At 60.9% G+C, this 16968-nt stretch carries 13 protein-coding genes and 1 pseudogene; 7 read left to right on the forward strand and 7 right to left on the reverse strand.

What is annotated here, in order from left to right:
* Positions 1–1196: 1196 nt before the first annotated feature.
* On the reverse strand, positions 1197–2447 hold the full coding sequence (locus ACQRAJ_RS03790) for an MFS transporter (protein WP_117799207.1): 1251 nt from the start codon (positions 2445–2447) through the stop codon (positions 1197–1199).
* A 394-nt stretch (positions 2448–2841) separates the two neighbouring features.
* On the opposite strand from ACQRAJ_RS03790, the gene ACQRAJ_RS03795 reads away from it, so the two are divergent.
* The 5 genes and pseudogenes from ACQRAJ_RS03795 to ACQRAJ_RS03815 all read left to right on the forward strand — a co-directional run.
* Positions 2842–3861 (forward strand): SPFH domain-containing protein, encoded by a 1020-nt coding sequence (locus ACQRAJ_RS03795; RefSeq protein ID WP_117734981.1) that lies wholly within the window; start codon positions 2842–2844, stop codon positions 3859–3861.
* A gap of 64 nt (positions 3862–3925) precedes the next feature.
* Positions 3926–4117 (forward strand): Arc family DNA binding domain-containing protein, encoded by a 192-nt coding sequence (locus ACQRAJ_RS03800; RefSeq protein WP_117734980.1) that lies wholly within the window; start codon positions 3926–3928, stop codon positions 4115–4117.
* A 346-nt stretch (positions 4118–4463) separates the two neighbouring features.
* A complete protein-coding gene (locus ACQRAJ_RS03805; RefSeq protein ID WP_368145195.1) occupies positions 4464–5084 on the forward strand; it encodes a helix-turn-helix domain-containing protein in 621 nt (206 codons plus the stop codon).
* A 100-nt stretch (positions 5085–5184) separates the two neighbouring features.
* Positions 5185–5538, forward strand: coding sequence for a hypothetical protein (locus tag ACQRAJ_RS03810; protein ID WP_427747764.1), 354 nt, complete (start codon positions 5185–5187; stop codon positions 5536–5538).
* Between the two features lie 146 nt (positions 5539–5684).
* A pseudogene (locus ACQRAJ_RS03815) lies at positions 5685–5855 on the forward strand (helix-turn-helix transcriptional regulator); the annotation flags it as partial.
* 366 nt (positions 5856–6221) lie between these two features.
* On the opposite strand, the gene ACQRAJ_RS03820 reads toward ACQRAJ_RS03815, so the two are convergent.
* Positions 6222–7544 (reverse strand): serine dehydratase subunit alpha family protein, encoded by a 1323-nt coding sequence (locus ACQRAJ_RS03820; protein WP_427747765.1) that lies wholly within the window; start codon positions 7542–7544, stop codon positions 6222–6224.
* 270 nt (positions 7545–7814) lie between these two features.
* On the opposite strand from ACQRAJ_RS03820, the gene rpiB reads away from it, so the two are divergent.
* Positions 7815–8282 (forward strand): ribose 5-phosphate isomerase B, encoded by a 468-nt coding sequence (gene rpiB, locus ACQRAJ_RS03825; protein ID WP_427747766.1) that lies wholly within the window; start codon positions 7815–7817, stop codon positions 8280–8282.
* Positions 8283–8458: 176 nt separating this feature from the next.
* Here the strand turns inward: rpiB and ndk are convergent, their stop codons facing one another.
* From ndk to ACQRAJ_RS03845, 4 genes are all read right to left on the reverse strand, one after another.
* Complete coding sequence (gene ndk / locus ACQRAJ_RS03830; protein ID WP_055251725.1) at positions 8459–8863, reverse strand: nucleoside-diphosphate kinase; 405 nt, start codon at positions 8861–8863, stop codon at positions 8459–8461.
* Between the two features lie 384 nt (positions 8864–9247).
* Positions 9248–10678, reverse strand: coding sequence for an argininosuccinate lyase (gene argH / locus ACQRAJ_RS03835; protein WP_427747767.1), 1431 nt, complete (start codon positions 10676–10678; stop codon positions 9248–9250).
* Positions 10679–10796: 118 nt separating this feature from the next.
* Positions 10797–10967: a hypothetical protein gene (locus tag ACQRAJ_RS03840; RefSeq protein ID WP_427747768.1), complete on the reverse strand. Its 171-nt coding sequence runs from the start codon at positions 10965–10967 to the stop codon at positions 10797–10799.
* Positions 10968–11199: 232 nt separating this feature from the next.
* On the reverse strand, positions 11200–12426 hold the full coding sequence (locus ACQRAJ_RS03845) for an argininosuccinate synthase (protein ID WP_035138001.1): 1227 nt from the start codon (positions 12424–12426) through the stop codon (positions 11200–11202).
* Positions 12427–12980: 554 nt separating this feature from the next.
* Between ACQRAJ_RS03845 and ACQRAJ_RS03850 the strand changes: the two genes are divergently transcribed.
* Entirely contained in the window at positions 12981–13808 is an 828-nt protein-coding gene (locus ACQRAJ_RS03850; protein WP_427747769.1) for a Cof-type HAD-IIB family hydrolase, read from the forward strand.
* A 272-nt stretch (positions 13809–14080) separates the two neighbouring features.
* Here the strand turns inward: ACQRAJ_RS03850 and polA are convergent, their stop codons facing one another.
* The gene (polA, locus tag ACQRAJ_RS03855) at positions 14081–16831 is read right to left on the reverse strand and encodes a DNA polymerase I (protein ID WP_427747770.1); all 2751 of its coding nucleotides are present in this window, start codon (positions 16829–16831) and stop codon (positions 14081–14083) included.
* Between the last annotated feature and the right edge of the window lie 137 nt (positions 16832–16968).

Consider the following 16968-nt stretch of genomic DNA (forward strand, 5'->3'; position numbering starts at 1 on the left):
GCTCTCGCTGTTCTCGTGCGCCGTGATCTTCTTGAGGTAATCGCGGCGAAACGCCACGACGCGGGCGTTGCTGATCTCGATGAACCAATCGTCATCGACAAGCGAAGTACCCGTGGCACCTCGGCTTGCCATCTCCTCGGAGAAGGAGAAACCGAGCGCGCGCTCCTGCCTGCCGATCTCGAGGATGCCGCGGGCCGGCATGCCGAGCATGAGCAGGGGCAGGAACCCCCCTATGAACAGGAACAGGAACGGGATGAGCACGAGCAGGCGCGCACCCTCGTCGGTGAAGACCGCCATGAAGGCGAGGACGAGCGAGAAGACGAGGGCCATGCCGTTGAAAACAATCGTCAACGGCTTGATGGCAGACCAACACAGGCCCGCCTTGGTCATGGGACCGTCGACGGCGTCCGAGACTTCGATGCCCTCTTCCTCCAGACGGGCGAGGAGGTTGAGCGAGCACACCCCCTCGAGGCTTATCGAGCAGAACTTCCGGTCGCCCTCGAACAGGTCGATCCTCATCATCTGCGCGTGAAGCGTTGCACGGGTGATGTTGCCAAACGTCGTCTCCTTGCGGATGCCGAAGGCGTTACGCGAGAGAATGCGCCCACCGTCCACGTCGATACGCGGGATGCTCAGCAAGGCCCAGATAGCCATACCCGCGAGCGCCATGGCATGACCGAACCACACAAGTTCGTGGTCCCACTCGCCCAGCGAGACGCCCTGCCAGACGTAGACACCCAGCATGAGCAGTTCGAACGCGACGGCGCAGCAGGCGATGATCGTGCGGATGGCTGCGGGCATGCGCACCGTGAAGCAATCGAGGCTGTCCGTTGCCTCGCTGCGCTCGCGCGCGCCGCGGCGGGCGACCCATGCAGTGAGCGGGCCGACGATGAACACGGTCATACCGACGCGCAGAATGGATTCGAGCAGATTACTCATAGGGGCCACCGCCTCGGGCTCTGGAGATTAACTGCAGGAAACGCTGCCAGAACGATGGGATGCGCACAACGTAAGGAGCCGCGTATCGGCAAGCGGCGGCATCGCAATCGCCCGGCGAACAGATGATGATCGGCGCCGGGCCAGACGAATTAAACAAAAGGGTGGTCGACGGCGCCCTCGCAGGCGCACCGTCGACCACCCTTCACGTCGCAGCGACCCTACGAGCCGTCCGAAACGAAACGCACTCCGCCAGAGCGCTACCCAATCTTGCGGATGCTCGGGATCGCCCAGGTGATGCCTGCTAGGATCACCATTGCAGCACCGATGAGCACGAAGCACGCGCTTACGCCGATGGCGTCCGCGAACAAGGTCGATGCGACGAGCCCCACGGGCATAGCCCAGCTGCAGACCGCTCCGTACAGACCGAAGACGCGGCCCATGCACTCGGGATCGACGCGCTCCTGCATGAGCGCCATCTGCGGCGCGCTGTACAGCGGACTCGAGACCCCCATCGCGAACGTAAGCCCCAGAAACACAACGAGCGCGGAAGGGGGCACGAGGCCGCCCGCGAGCGTGCCCGCTCCGAAGAGGCCGATGGCCAGCGTGCACGAAAGAGCGCGGTTCTTAAGGCCACCCGTCGCCCCGATCCAGCCGCTCGCCGCGATCATGCCGACCGAGAACGCGATCTCCGCGATAGCCGACTGCGTAGTGGTGCCCCCAAAATGGTCGAACACCATGAGCGGGAACAGCGCGGATATGGGCGAGAACAGGACCGAGAAGGCGAAGCCGATCCAGAGCATGGCGAACAGACCGTGATGGCGTTTGAGCTCGCGGTACCCGTTGGCCGTCTCCAATAGGAAGGCCCGCACCGCGCGGTGCGACGCCTCGGCGTTCTCCTCGGGCGTATGGCGCTCGGGCGCCGGCGTCTTGATGCCGGAGGTCGCCACCGCGATGCTCGCGAGCACCGCCCCGGCGACATCGAGCGCGATCATGAAAGTCAGACCAAACGCCGGGTAGACCGCCGCGGCGATGGCGTTGCCGATGATATAGCTACCCGACTGCATGAACTGCAGCATGCCCGCCAGCTTGCCGAGCACCTCGGGCGGGGCGATGAGCGGTGTGAGCGCGTTGAAGGCGGGCGTATGGAGCGTGCTGCCCAGCGCACGGACGAACAGCACCGCCGCCACAACGGCGACAGAAAGGTCGCCCCGAAGCGAGCCGAAGACAAGCGTGAGGCTCACGGCCGCGATGAAGAGATCGGCGCCGATCATGAGACGCTTGATGGACGTGCGGTCCACGATGGTGCCCGCGAAGGCGCCGAGGAGCGCCATGGGCAAGAAGGCCGCCAGGCTCACGAACGACAGGGCGCTCGCGGAGCCGGTGGTGAGGGTGACGTGCCAGATGAGACCCATCTGCAGAATGGAGCTCGTGAGCACGGAGAAGAACTCGCCGATCCAGACGATGGCGAGCGAGCGCTTCCAAGAAGCGCAGGGATTCGGTTGTGTCATGGAATAATCCTTTGATGCGATCGGTGGTATGCAGCGAAGTACCGGTCGCTCACGCGACCGTGGCTAGAGCCAAATCCTCATGGAAGCAAGCATGGTGCAGCTCCCCTTTCCAAATCTCGAGGTAAACCTTCAGCCGTGAGTGGGGCTATTATAGGGACTTGCGAGCCAAGATGCAACAGGAAGACCTCTACGGAGCGTAGATGCCGGGCGCCCCGAACCACTTATGCCATGAGAGACGGCATCCGATTCTCCTTGACTTGGTCTCAATGTGATATCACAATGCAATCAGCAGCCGCACGGACTGCTCGGGGACTCGCCTCCTCCCCATCGCAATCTGGAGCGCGGCGCCGGGGACGTCACGCAAACGCCGGCGCAGTCGTGAAAGGAACTCACAATGAGCGTGGAAAAGCAACTCAAGGCCAAGTCGGGCTACGGCATGCTCGTCGCCGTGGCGGTGGCGCTCATCGCCATCATCGGCCTCTTTATCTGGAGCACCATCGGGCTCGCGAGCACGCCCGACGGCGTCGACGCGCCCGCAGTCTACGGATGGGGGCTCGGCCTCAGCATCCTCGCGTTTTGCCTGTGGTTCATCCCACTCAACGGATTCTTCTCGCTGCAGCCCGGCCAGGCGCGCGTGTGCATCCTGTTCGGCAAGTACGTGGGCACCGTCCGCGACGAGGGCTTCTTCTGGGCCAACCCGTTCTTTAGCAAGAGCATGGGCGGATCGGCCGGGATCGGCGAGATGATCGAGCTCGAGATGAGCGATTCCAAGGCCGCCAAGGCCGCGGCGCAGAAGGCCGCCAAGGGCAACCCCACCACCATCTCCACCCGCGTGCGTACCCTGAATGGCGAGCGCCTGAAGGTCAACGACAAAATGGGCAACCCCATCGAGATCGCAACCGTCGTGGTGTGGCACGTCGCCGATACCGCCAAGGCGCTCTTCGACGTCGACGACTACCAGAGCTATGTCGCCATGCAGGCCGAGACGGCGCTGCGCCACGTGGCGAGCGTGTACGCCTACGACCACCTGGAGGACGAGTCCGATGCCGCCGGCGCCATCACGCTGCGCGCCAATGTGGAAGAGGTCTCCGAAGCCCTGCGCCGCGAGCTCGCGATGCGCCTGGCGCCCGCCGGCGTCGAGGTCGACGATGCACGTCTCACGCACCTCGCCTACTCCCCCGAGATCGCCCAGGCGATGCTGCGCCGCCAGCAGGCCGAGGCCGTCATCGCCGCACGCAAGAAGATCGTCGAGGGCGCGGTCTCCATGGTCGACATGGCCGTGAAGGAGATGGCTGCCGGCGGCACCATCGAGCTCGACGACGAGCGCAAGGCGCAGATGGCCAGCAACCTCATGGTGGTGCTCTGCGGTGAATCCGAGGCGCACCCGGTGCTCAACGCAGGCTCGCTGTACTAACCCCAACACCAATGAGTAATTTGGGGACGGGTGCAAAATTGCACATTCGACAAGAAGGCACGTCATGGCACGCAAGCAGTATCCACTCCGTATAGACCCCGCTATCTGGGAGGCCGTCCAACGCTGGGCGGACGATGAGATGCGCAGCGCCAACGGTCAGGTGGAATGGATCTTGCGAGACGCCCTCAAACGCGCGGGAAGGCTGCCAAAGAAAGAGCCCTCGTTCAAGGGCACGCCCAAAGGCGAAGAGGGCTAAGCCGGGAAGACAGGGCTCAGCCGCTGCCGACGTCGGGGCAAAGCCGCGCTCTGCCTCGCCAGCGCCGAGGCAGAGCTGAGCCCCGCCGCTCCAAAGTCGAGCCGAACGGCGGGGCCAACACCAACCCAAAGCAAGCTCGCCCCCTCTATACGCACCAACCGGTCCCCGGAGGCATCCGCCTTTGGGGACCGTTCTTTTCCCAGCTAGATGTCGTATATAAAGCCTTTTGACAGCTCGATTTTGCCCCGTGGGGGTCAAATATAAAGACCTTTGATGGTACGATGCTCGCGTCAATGACATGGTGGCTCTCGACAGGGGTCACCCCGACCCTCTAGGGAGCAAACGCATGGAGCTGGGCTCGCACATCAAGGAGCATCGCACGGAGCTCGGACTGTCCCAAGACGATCTGGCGGAGCGCATCTACGTGTCGCGCCAGACCATCAGCAACTGGGAGTGCGGCCGTACGTATCCGGATGTCCAGAGCCTGCTGCTGCTTTCCAACGTGTTCGGGGTGACCGTGGACTCCCTCATCAAAGGAGATGTGGAAACCATGGCACAGGTAATGAACGAAGCGGTCAAGAAGTACAACGCCCTCTCCACAATCACGGTCGTGAGCGCGGTCGTGTTTTTGGTGCTGAGCGCGTGGGCGGCGTTCCAGCTCGAATGGGGCTGGGGCATGCACATCGCGCCCACCGCGGCGTTTGCCGCCGTGGCGCTCGTCGTGATGCTCGTGGCGTTCGTGTATATGGAACGCATGAAGAAGCAGCACGACCTCGTCACGTACCGCGAGGTGTTGGCGTTTAGCCGCGGCGAGCAGGTCGATCGCGACACGCTCGAGGGGCGCCGTGAGCGCGAGATGAACCCTTGGGTCAAGGGCACGCGCAACGCGGTGCAGATCATCATCGGCGCCATCGCCGGCGGACTGGTGGGCGTCGGCATCGGCATGCTCGCCAAGATGCTGAGTTAAAAGCGCGGGTACGCGCCCGTTCCCCGAAATGGTATCCCCCTTAGCCCCCATTCTGAAGATGTATGCCAGAATGGGGGCGATTCCCGTTAGCAGGTGCCCCATGAACGTCACCGTACGCGCGTCCCTCATCGCATTGATCGCAATCGTTGGCGCCTGCTGGGCAATCCCCGCCCTCCTGGTGAGCTTCGTCCCATCCGATGCCGGTATGATCGCCATGATGGCGCTGATCTACCTCGTGCTCCCCGTAACTGCGATCGCCCTCGGCCTGCTCGCCGCAAACTCCGCGAGGACGCTCTTCTGGGTACCCGCGGCGCTCGGAATCGGACCCGCGGTCCTGTTTCCCCTCGCGGTCGAGGGCAGCCAGGACCTTGCGTTCCATGGGGTTGCCTATACCGCAATCGGCTACGCCGCCATGGGCCTGTACACTTGGATGACTGCTCGACAACATCGCTAAGCCATCGCAGCAACAATCATGCAGGTAAACCCCGTGCAAAACAGTTTTTGCAGCGCCCGGCAAGCCTTGCCGCATATGATGTACAACAGATTCGATAGCGCACCCGGCGTGTTCGCGGGACGCTCCTTCACGACCGGGAGGTGACGATGGACATCAGCAACCAGATCAAGACGAGGCGCGAGGCGATGGGGCTCTCCCAAGAACAACTCGCCGAGAAACTCTACGTGTCGCGTCAGACGATCAGCAACTGGGAGCGGGACAAGACGTATCCGGACGTCCAGAGTCTGCTCATGCTGAGCATCCTATTCGACACCTCCATAGACACGCTCGTGAAGGGAGACGTGACCGTTATGGAAGAGGCAGTCGAAAGAGATCGCAAGCGCATGGGAACGCGGATGCTATGGCTGGCCGTGCTGATGCTCGCGTTGCTGGCGGTGGCGTTCGCGCTGATACTGTCGCCGGCGTTTAACTGGATGGAGGGCACCTGGGGCGCCGGCGTCGCCGCGGCAGCGGCGTTCCTGCCGGCGATAGCGGCGCTTGTTGTCGCGACCGTCCTCGAGCGCATCAAGCGCGAGAACGACCTGGTGACATACCGCGAGATCCTCGCTGTCCGCAATGCAGACAGGTGCTTTACAGCCACAAGCGCGATAGTTTCAACAACAAGATGCAGTGCCCCAGAGCCCCTAGCAGTCGACGATGGTCTTGCCGATCATGATGTTGAGGATTTCGACGTCGGTGTCCTTCATACCCACGCGACCCACATAGCCCATGCTGGCGATCGTCTGCTCAACGGTATCTTGGATCAGGCCCTCGCCGGCGCGGAAACCGCGGCCCTGCATGGCCATATCGTGGCCCAGAATCGCCGCATCAACGGCTGCGGAAATCTTGGCGGCACAGCTCGCCTTGGCGCCATCGCACACGATGCCGCCCACGTTGCCGAGCGTGTTCGAAACCGTCGCGCCAATCTGCTCGCGCGTGCCACCGCACAGCCAGGTAATCGCGGCGCCGGCGCCGCATGCGGCGCAAATAGCACCGCAAAACGCCGAGAGCGCACCAATATAGCTCTTGATATGCACGGCAATAAGATCGGACAGCATCACGGCGCGCACCAGGCGCTCGTGGTCGCAGCGCAGGTACTCGGCATATTCCATAACGGGCAATGCACAGGTAATGCCCTGATTGCCCGAGCCGCACACAATGGCGACCGGCAGTGCGCAGCCGTTCATGCGGGCGTCGGACCCGGCGGCTGCACGGGCACGGGCACGGCAGGCGACGTCATCGGCACGAGCGCCCAGCAGCGTACGGCCCACCTCGGCGCCCCAAGCGTGCGCCAAGCCCTCTGCGCTAATGGCGCCGTTCAGCTCGATCTGACGCTCAACGGCAGCGCGAGCACCCTCAACATCGCCGTCCTCAATAAAGTCGATGATGGTCTCAATCGACATGGGCGTGTCGGCGCTATCTGCCGCGCGCTCGGCCACCACGCGCTCGGCGCAGGCGGCACACTCCCCCACCGACTTGCCGCATACCGGAATACCGTCGAGTGTATGGCACGTGACATTGGTGTGGTGGTCGGTAATCTCGACGACCGCGGTATGCCCCCCAGCCGTGGCAGTCACCTTGATGTAGAGGTTGGGCACGTCCTCGACAAGCGACACATCGCAGTAGCCGGCATCGGCGAGGAGCTCGGCCACGCGAGCACGGTCTTTATCGTCAACACTCTCGAGCACCTCGAGCGCGCTCTTGGCGTCGCCGCCCACGGCACCCAGCACGGCCGCGGCTTCAATACCATGCATACCGCCCGAGTTAGGCACGGTCACACTCTTTACGTTCTTGATGATGTTGCCCGAGCAGGCAACATCCATATGATCGGGTTCGCAACCGAGCGTCTGGCTCGCCAGCGCCGCTGCATAGGCAACGGCAATGGGCTCGGTGCAGCCGAGCGCACAGACAAGCTCGCGGTTCAAAACATCGCAAAACGCGGTATCACGAAGGGAATCGGCAGGCATAGGTATCTCCTACTTGTATAACGGGCTGGGCTCTCAAAATAGTTCGCTATTTTATTTGATAACAATGCATCAAAAACCACAACCATGGTTCCGGCGGACGGCGCTCGAGCACAAATTAGCGGCATTATTCATGAGAAGCCGGTCTTATTGCATGCTAAAGCGTTTGAGCAAAAAACACCCGAGCGTTTACACAAAAGTCGCGCTATCATGCAGTCGAACGCGGTAAAACCTTTAGCAATCTCCGCCGCACAGACCAGAGAGGAAGCATCCATGAAGATCGGTATCGGTAACGACCACGCCGCCGTCGAGCTCAAGAACATCATCTCCGAGCACCTGAAGGAGCGCGGCTGCGAGGTCGCGAACTTTGGCACCGACACCTCCGAGAGCTTTGACTACCCCATCGCCGGCTACAAGGTGGGTAAGGCCGTTGCCAACGGCGACGTCGACCTGGGCATCCTCATCTGTGGCACCGGCGTCGGGATTAGCCTGGCTGCCAACAAGGTCGAGGGCGTACGCGCCGTCGTGTGCTCCGAGCCCTTCAGCGCCAAGCTCTCCCGCATGCACAACAACACCAACGTGCTCGCCTTTGGTGCCCGCGTCGTGGGCTCCGAGCTCGCCAAGATGATTGTCGACGAGTGGCTCGACGCCGAGTTTGAGGGCGGCCGCCACGAGCGTCGCGTCAATCTCATCAACGAGATCGACCAGACCCGCGGACTCAAGGTCGTCGACGAGGCCTAAAGACCTACAAAGCCATATGCTAACGCCAGCCCCCGCCCGGAAGAAACATCCGGACGGGGGCTGTTTAGTAGATTTTGGGATATACCTAGAAATCTACTGGAATAAAAAGGGCGCCGCGGATGGAATTCCGCGGCGCCAAAGCCACACGCTAACAGCTTTGAGGAGTCAAAGCTGGTTTAGCCAAAGAAGCGCTTGATCTCGATCTCGGCGTTCTCCAGGCAGTCGGAGCCGTGGATCACGTTGGCGTTGACATCGACAGCGAAGTCGCCGCGAATGGTGCCGGGGGCAGCGTCAAGCGGGTTGGTAGCGCCCATAAGGGTGCGCATCTTGGAGACAGCGGAGAGACCGGAAACGACCATCTTGACGACCGGACCGCTCGTCATAAAGTCGCAGAGACCGCCAAAGAAGGGCTTGTCGGCCAGATGGGCGTAGTGCTCCTCGACGGTAGCACGCTCGAGCGTGGTCATCTCCATGCGCTCGATGACAAGGCCGCTACGCTCAATGCGAGCGACGATCTCGCCGATCTTGCGATCGCGCACAGCGTCGGGCTTAATCATGATGAAGGTCTTCTCGATAGCCATAAGGTAGCCTTTCAAGTAGGTTCGCGCGTGCCCAAGTCCCATTCCGGCACCCGCCTGGACTGCATCGTAACAGAGTTTTAGCTGCAGTTAAACAAAAAGCTGTTTTTTGAACACTACAATTTATTAAAACGTTCCATATGTGTCACTTCTGTTTCGAAGCCCGATTAGAGTACCATCCGACCGCGCATCAACCGCACCGAACCGAGCGGACGGTCGGTTGCCGCCCGTGAACGTAGCCCCTTCACAACCTGCCCAAAGGTCCTACAGAAGTTATCGACAAGCCCCTTTCCCATTGCAACAAAATACGGGCGTCCGCTGCAGCAGACGCCCGTAAAGGCAAAAACGATTTATCAATAAATGGCCAAAGCCGCTTCAACTAAACCCTTACTTTGCCCCGTGGCCCATCTCGACGACCTTGGTCAGCGATCCAAGCACACCTTCGTCGGCAACGAGTTGTGCCTGGGCACGCTGCAGCTGCACGGCAACGGCGGCAGGGGCGGTACCGCCCTCGGTCGTGCGTGCAGCGACAATCGACGGAATGTCGAGTGCCTCGGTAATGTCGTGCTCAAAGAGCGGGCTTGCCTCTTGGAACACCTCAAACGGCAGGTCCTCAAGATTGCAGCCGCGCTTCTCGCACATCAGGACCAAATGGCCCACCACGGCGTGGGCCTCGCGGAACGGCAGGCCACGCTTGGCCAGGTAATCGGCAACATCGGTGGCGGCAAGGTGCCCCACGCCGCACTCGCGCGCCATGGCATCCTCGTTGACGGTCCAGGTCGAGATCATACCGGCCATAACGGACAGGCACTGCATGAGCGTATGGGCGGTATCGAGCGCACCCTCCTTGTCCTCCTGTAAGTCCTTGTTATAAGCGAGCGGCAGGCCCTTCATGGTCACGAGCAGCTGCACCAGGTTGCCATAGACTCGGCCGCTCTTGCCGCGGATAAGCTCGGCAAAATCGGGGTTCTTCTTCTGCGGCATGATGGACGAGCCAGTGGAATACGAGTCGGAAAGCGTGATAAAGCCAAACTCGGAGCTCGACCACAGCACGATCTCCTCGGAAAGACGCGACAGGTGCATCGCCATGACGGAGCCGGCGTAATGCAGGTCGAGGAGGAAATCACGGTCGGAAACCGCATCGAGCGAGTTGGGAATCACGCCCGCAAAGCCAAGTTCGGCGGCCGTCATCTGACGATCGAGCGGATAGCTCGTACCGGCAAGCGCGGCAGCGCCCAGCGGGCAGTTGTCGGCAGCATCAAAGGCGGCCTTCAGGCGTGTAAAGTCGCGCGCGAACATCCAAGAATACGCCAGCAGATGATGCGACAGCAGCACGGGCTGAGCATGCTGCATGTGCGTGTAACCCGGCAGAATCACCTTGTCGTACTGTTTGGCCGCATCCACCAGCACGTGGCGCAGCTCAAGATTGGCCTCCATGAGCTCCTTGGCCAGCGCCTTGACGCCCAGGCGCGTATCGGTCGCCACCTGGTCGTTGCGCGAACGCCCGGTATGCAGGCGCTTGCCCGCCTCGCCGATGCGACGGGTCAGCTCGCTCTCGATGGACATATGAATGTCCTCGTCGTTGATATCGAAGGTGAAGTTGCCGGCATCGATATCCTGTTCGATTGCGGTCAGACCCTCGGCAATCGCCTGCTCGTCCTTTGCACTGATAATGCCCTGGGCCGCCAGCATCTTGGCATGTGCCTTAGAGCCAGCGATATCCTGCTTATAGAGATGTTTGTCGACCGGCAGCGACGCGCCAAACTCCTGCGTGACCTCGGCCACGCCTGTCTCAAAACGACCGCCCCAAAGAGCCATGGAACCGTCCCCTTTCTCTAAATACCAAAACAAGCGCCCAAAGCAAAGCGCCATGTCGCTAAAGCGATTTATCAACCGCTAGTTTTGCACATTCCCCACCGAGCGCGAGACCATGTGGCTAATTTGCAAAGAAGTGACGCACCAGGCACTTGGCGCCCATCGACTCCCGCCAGCCGTTGCTCGCCGAGCCGTCAATCCATGCCTTCAGGCTCATAGGGACATCCTCGACCTTTGCAGCATCGAACTCGGACGCGAGGGCAAGTAAAGCGTGCGCGATAGCATTGAACATAATGGATACTCCTCATATATATAGGCGCAGAGCCGCCAAATTGATAGAAGGAGCCCCGCCGGACAACCCCGGCGGGGCTCGGACTCAGCCGCAGGCGCGGCATCATATATGCGGGCGGAATGTAGGGGCCACCGATGTTAAGAAGTGTCAGCAAGCATAACGAAAGGTAGGGACCCCATGCGCCCGTTATGTATCACGCGGATGGGCCGCGCGGATACCAAGGGAGAAAGACTTAAGCCTGAGCGGCAGCAGAGCTGGGACCCTGGACCTTGGCCCACGTCTTGAGCGACAGCGTGTCGATCTCGATAAAGCCGGCGCTGGCCTTCTCGTCAAACGTGGTGTCGCGGTCGTAGGTGGCCAGACCGTAGTCATAGAGGCTGAAGGGGCTCTTGCGGCCGACAACATGGCAGTTGCCCTTAAAGAACTTCAGGCGGACGGTACCGGTCACGAACTTCTGGGTATCGGCCATAAAGGCGTCGAGTGCGTTTTTGAGCGGGCTGTACCACTGGCCGTTGTACACGGCGGTGGCCCAATCCTGCTCGAGCTTAATCTTGGTCTTGAGCAGATCGCCCTCGACGCAAATATCCTCGAGCGCCTTGTGGGCGGTGATAAGCGTCAGGGCGCCGGGAACCTCATAGCACTCGCGGCTCTTGAGGCCCACCAGACGATCCTCGACCAGGTCAAGACGACCAAAGCCGTTATCGCCCGAAATCTTGTTGAGGGCGATGACGATCTCGGAGAGCTTCATCTTCTTGCCGTCGACGGCGACGGGCTTGCCGGCCTCAAACTCAATCTCGGTGTAGGTCGGGGTGTCGGGCGTGTCCTCGGGATTCTTGGTCATAACCCAGGCGTCGTCGAGCGGCTCGTTCCAGGGATCCTCCAGGTGGCCGCACTCAATGGCACGACCCCACAGGTTGTCGTCGATGGAATAGGGGTTGTCGTTGGCACCCTCGGGAACCGGCACGTTGTGGGCGTGAGCATAGGCGACCTCGTCGGGACGGCACTTCAGATCCCACTCGCGAACCGGGGCGATAACCTTAAGCTCGGGGTCGAGGGCCTTGACGGCAGCCTCAAAACGAACCTGGTCGTTACCCTTGCCGGTGCAGCCGTGGGCGACGTAGGTCGCGCCAAACTCGTGGGCGACCTCGACAAGCTTCTTGGCGAGCAGCGGGCGAGACAGAGCGGAAAGCAGCGGGTACTTGTTCTCGTACATGGAATTTGCGGCGATGGCCTTGGTCAGGAACTCATCGGAGAACTCATCGCGCAGGTCGAGCACCTGGCAATCAAGAACGCCCAGGTCGAGCGCTTTCTGTTTCTTGGCATCCAGGCCGGTCTCCTCCTGGCCCACGTTGCCGCAGACGCAAACGACATCGAGATTCTTCTCGTCCTGGAGCCACTTGACACATACGGATGTATCAAGTCCACCGGAATATGCGAGAACGACTTTTTCCTTGCTCATGGCTGTTTCCTTTCGCCCTTGGTAGCTAGTTAGAACATCGGTCAGTTGCAAGTCATTTCAAGGTCACGTACCGTGCAATATCAGGTTAAATAGCAAAAATCAGCACATACATGCCCTAGAAACATGCAGCAATGTCGTGCTAAAACCCAACGACCTTAAAATGACTCTGTTGAGGCAATTCGCCCCATGCGGACAGAGACGATTGTTATCGTCGTCGGGAAATTGCGCGCTGGCGTCGGATGGCATTGTCTGCAGTGGTGATGATCTGTACGAACTGCATCTGCCTCTCCTTTCACACATCGCCGGGCGCAATTCTAATATCGCAAACGGTACCTTTTCCTCGGTAAGCGGCTCTTTTGCCGTCTCCGTTTTCGATGGTCGCTATATTACGCTAAAGTGCCCGCTGCACAAGCGACAAATTCAAATTTCTGAAAAGTTTTTTCATTAGTTTGTGAAATGCAGTGCAAATACGCTCCGTTCCTGCGAAAATACGCCTGGTTACGAGTTGTTGGTTATAACGTCTGAAACAATTTCGAAACGAAAGGCTCGCTTTTATGCAAACTTACGAATCGGACGCCAATATCGGAAACATTAAGCTCATCGCCGTCGACATGGACAAGACGCTGCTGACCGACGAGCGCGTGCTGCCGCAAGGCCTTGACGAACGCCTGGACAAGCTCGCCGAAGCCGGCATCGTATTCTGCCCCGCCAGCGGACGTCCCGCCCCCAAGCTCGAGGAGATGTTCGAGGGCATCAAGAACCGCATCGCCTTTTGTCCCGACAACGGAGCCTGCGTCATCTATCGCGGCAACTATATCTATAAGAGCAACATCGATGTGGCGCTGTATCAACAGGTGCTCGCTCGTGCCTCAGAGGATTCTCGCGCCGTTCCCGTCCTGTGCTGCTTCGACGAGTTCTACGTGCTTGCCCGCGACCATCAATACCACGACGAGATCAGCGTCTACTACAACACAATCAACTACGTCGACAGCTTTGAGGGCATTGATTTCGAGTCCAACAAGATTTCGATCTTCTTCCCCGCCTACGACGCTGAGCCTGCGTTCCGCGAGACCTATAACCCCGCGTTCTCGGACAAGCTCTACGTCACCAATGCGGGCCGCGAGTGGATCGACTTTATGAACCTGGGCGTCGACAAGGGCGCCGGCGTCGCGCACCTGTGCGAGCACTTGGGCATCGATATCGCCGATGCCGCCGCCGTGGGCGACACCTACAACGATATCCCTATGCTCGAGCGCGTCGGGCATAGCTTTATCGTGGACAATGCCGAAGAGCATATGAATGCGCACGCCAAGTGGCGCATTCCGAGCAACAACGACGGGGGCGTACTGACGCTCATCGACGCCATCTTGGCGGCTCGGTAATCTATCTCGTCGCCATGCCCGGGGCCGGCCGTTTGATTTTTGCTCGGTCAGGTCCTGGGCTCGCTCGAAGGCCACATTAAGTGGCCTTCGGCTCGTGCGGAATCTACAAAAATCAAACGGCCGGCCCCGGGCATGGCTATGTTGACTTGCTTGCCGCCTAGATGGCGTCTTGGGTGTCTAGATACTTGGCTGATTTTTTGGAATGAAGGGGGCTCCTTGTTGGCAAGGAGCCCCCTTCTGCCTTTAGTTACTTTGGAATTGTGGGCGCTTTCCTATTTCGCGTCGGCCCAGGTTATGCCGGTGCTGGCTTCGGCGATGAGGGGTACGCGGAGGTCTACAACGTGTTCCATGACGTCTTGGACCATGGCGGTGAGGCGCTCGACTTCGTCGACGGGGCACTCAAAGTCCAGTTCGTCGTGCACTTGCAAGATCATGTGGGCGGCAAAGCCCTCTTCTTCCAGGCGGCGGCTTACGCGGGCCATCGCGATCTTGATGATGTCGGCCGCAGTGCCCTGCATGGGATGGTTCATGGCCGTGCGCTCACCAAAGCCGCGGAGCTGTGGGTTTTTGGCCTTGAGCTCTGGAATATGGCGACGACGGCCATACATGGTCTCGGCGTAGCCCGTCTGCTTGGCGCGCGCCACCACATTGTCGAGGAACGTGCGCACGCCCGGGTAGGCCTCGTAGTAGCGATCGATCATGCCACGCGCCTCGGCCATCGAGATGTGCAGCGACTGCGACAGACCGTACGCCTGCTGACCATACACAATGCCAAAATTCACGGCCTTGGCGCGACTGCGCAGGTCGGGCGTTACCTCGGACACGGAAACGCCAAACACGCGCGCGGCCGTCTCGGCATGGAAGTCCTCGCCCTCGTTAAAGGCGCGCACCAGGTGCTCATCACCCGAGAGATGCGCGAGTAGACGCAGCTCGATCTGCGAGTAGTCCACCGCCAAAAAGACGCTGCCCTCGCCTGCCGAAAACGCCGTCTTAACGGTACGGCCCAGCTCAGAGCGCGTCGGGATGTTCTGCAGGTTCGGGTCGCTCGAGGACAGGCGACCCGTTGCCGTGATGGTCTGGTTGTACGTGGTGTGCACGCGACCGTCACCACGGCGCAGCGGACCTAGCGTGTCCAGATAGGTCGACTTAATCTTGGACTTCTCACGCCAGTCCAAAATCAGGCGCACGATTTCGTGGTCACGGGCAAGGTCGCTCAGCACCTTGGCGTTGGTCGAATAGTACCCGCGCTTGGTCTTTTTGAGGCCCTTGGTCGGAAGCCCCATAACGTCAAAGAGCACGTGCGAGAGCTGCATGGGACTGCCGATGTTAAACGTCTCATCACCTGCCAGGTCGCGAATGCTGCGCTCGACCTCGGTGATCTGGGTCGCCAGGCCCTCGGACAGGCTGTGCAGCCGGTCGGGATCTACGAGCATGCCCGCGCGCTCCATCTTGGCAAGCACCGGCACGAGCGGCATCTCAATGCCATCGAACACGTTGGCGGCGTTCTCGCGGGCCATGCGGTCGCGAAGCGGCGCCACGAGTGCCAGCGTCAACGCCGCGGTACGGGCAGCAGGAGCAGGAGCGTCCTCGCCAGCACCATCCGCACCGCGCGCCGCAGGCAGCGCCATCTGCAGATAGGTATCGGCCAGATATGCCTCGTCAAACTCGGAACGGTCGGAATCCAACAGGTACGCGGCAACCACGGTATCAAAGATGCGCACGGAATCGACTGCCAGCGGGTCCATGAGCTCGGGCTCAGAAGAATCGATGGGCGAAAGCTCATGCAGCAACGCCTTCATGTCCGGGCTCGCCACGCGGCCCTCCATAAACAGGCGCGCGAGCACGCCAGCGATAACGCCGTGGGCAGAATTGAAGCCCTCGACAGCGGCAGGCGTGCCGTCATCGGCTTCCTCGAGCGCAAAGAGCCCCTTGGGCGTCGCCAGCCACAGCGTACGCGTCAGGCCAAAGAGCGCACCCTCCTCCTTGTCATCGTCCACCACGGCGGCGACCCACTCGCCCGCATCAATCGCGCGAGAGATCTCGGCCGCCACAGCAACAAGTGCCTCAGCATCGCCGGCGGCGGCACGCGAAACCGCGGGTATCTCGAACGCGCTGGCAGCGGGCACGACCCCGCCCTCGCCGCCAATCAGCGCCAGGAAGCGGTTCTGCATGGCCGTAATGCCAAGTGCGCCCAGTGCCGCGGACACCTCATCGGCAGAAAACGATGGGAAGGACGTCGCGTCAAAGTCGAGCTCGACAGGTGCATCGGTGCGGATGGTCGCAACCTTGCGGCTCAGCAGCGCATCGTCGATGTGTGCACGCAGGTTCTCGCCCATCTTGCCCTTGACCTCGTCAGCATGCGCAATGACCTCGTCCAAGCTGCCGTACTGCGCGATGAGCGCGCTCGCCTTTTTGGGGCCGATGCCCGGTACGCCGGGAATGTTGTCCGACGTATCGCCCTTCAGACCGTAAAAATCGGGCACGAGCGCCGGCGTAATGCCGTGATACAGGTCGTCCACGCTCTCGGGCGTCATGATCGCCACGTCGGACAGGCCCTTGCGAGTCGAGACCACGTTGACGTGCTCGGTCACAAGCTGATACATGTCACGGTCGCCGGTCACCAGCAGCATGTCGCAGCCGGCCTCCTCACCCAGGCGCGCCATGGTTCCCAGGATATCGTCGCCTTCCCAGCCCTCGGACTGCAGAATTGGCACGTTGAGCGCCGTGAGCAGCTCCTTAATCATGGGAAACTGCGCATGCAGATCGGGGTCCATGGGCGGGCGCTGCGCCTTGTACTGCGGCAGCATCTCCATGCGCACGCGCGGCTTGCCCTTGTCAAACGCCACGACCACACCGTCGGGGTTAAAGGCATCGATCATCTTAAGAAACATGTTCAGAAAGCCAAAGATCGCGTTGGTGGGGCGACCGTCCGGCGCGTTCATGGTCGGCGGCACGGCGTGGAAGGCGCGGTGCATGAGCGAGTTGCCGTCGATAACGGCAAAGGTGCGGCGCTTGTCAGACATATTGAATACCTCGCTTTGGACTGGGCACGGCTTGCTCACTCCAGTTTACACGCTCCCCGCCCCGCGGCCACCGCACATCAAGCTCCCCCGCCACCGCGCGTTCCCGAGTGATACGATGGCTCACGGTACAACAACCA

Origin of the sequence: Collinsella sp. SGI.184 (assembly GCF_050313415.1) — a bacterium.
Lineage (GTDB): Bacteria > Actinomycetota > Coriobacteriia > Coriobacteriales > Coriobacteriaceae > Collinsella.

Coding starts and splice junctions, on each gene's coding strand:
- ACQRAJ_RS03790 (WP_117799207.1), bottom strand. CDS start 2,447: ATGACACAACCGAATCCCTGCGCTTCTTGGAAGCGCTCGCTCGCCATC.
- ACQRAJ_RS03795 (WP_117734981.1), top strand. CDS start 2,842: ATGAGCGTGGAAAAGCAACTCAAGGCCAAGTCGGGCTACGGCATGCTC.
- ACQRAJ_RS03800 (WP_117734980.1), top strand. CDS start 3,926: ATGGCACGCAAGCAGTATCCACTCCGTATAGACCCCGCTATCTGGGAG.
- ACQRAJ_RS03805 (WP_368145195.1), top strand. CDS start 4,464: ATGGAGCTGGGCTCGCACATCAAGGAGCATCGCACGGAGCTCGGACTG.
- ACQRAJ_RS03810 (WP_427747764.1), top strand. CDS start 5,185: ATGAACGTCACCGTACGCGCGTCCCTCATCGCATTGATCGCAATCGTT.
- ACQRAJ_RS03820 (WP_427747765.1), bottom strand. CDS start 7,544: ATGCCTGCCGATTCCCTTCGTGATACCGCGTTTTGCGATGTTTTGAAC.
- rpiB (WP_427747766.1), top strand. CDS start 7,815: ATGAAGATCGGTATCGGTAACGACCACGCCGCCGTCGAGCTCAAGAAC.
- ndk (WP_055251725.1), bottom strand. CDS start 8,863: ATGGCTATCGAGAAGACCTTCATCATGATTAAGCCCGACGCTGTGCGC.
- argH (WP_427747767.1), bottom strand. CDS start 10,678: ATGGCTCTTTGGGGCGGTCGTTTTGAGACAGGCGTGGCCGAGGTCACG.
- ACQRAJ_RS03840 (WP_427747768.1), bottom strand. CDS start 10,967: ATGTTCAATGCTATCGCGCACGCTTTACTTGCCCTCGCGTCCGAGTTC.
- ACQRAJ_RS03845 (WP_035138001.1), bottom strand. CDS start 12,426: ATGAGCAAGGAAAAAGTCGTTCTCGCATATTCCGGTGGACTTGATACA.
- ACQRAJ_RS03850 (WP_427747769.1), top strand. CDS start 12,981: ATGCAAACTTACGAATCGGACGCCAATATCGGAAACATTAAGCTCATC.
- polA (WP_427747770.1), bottom strand. CDS start 16,831: ATGTCTGACAAGCGCCGCACCTTTGCCGTTATCGACGGCAACTCGCTC.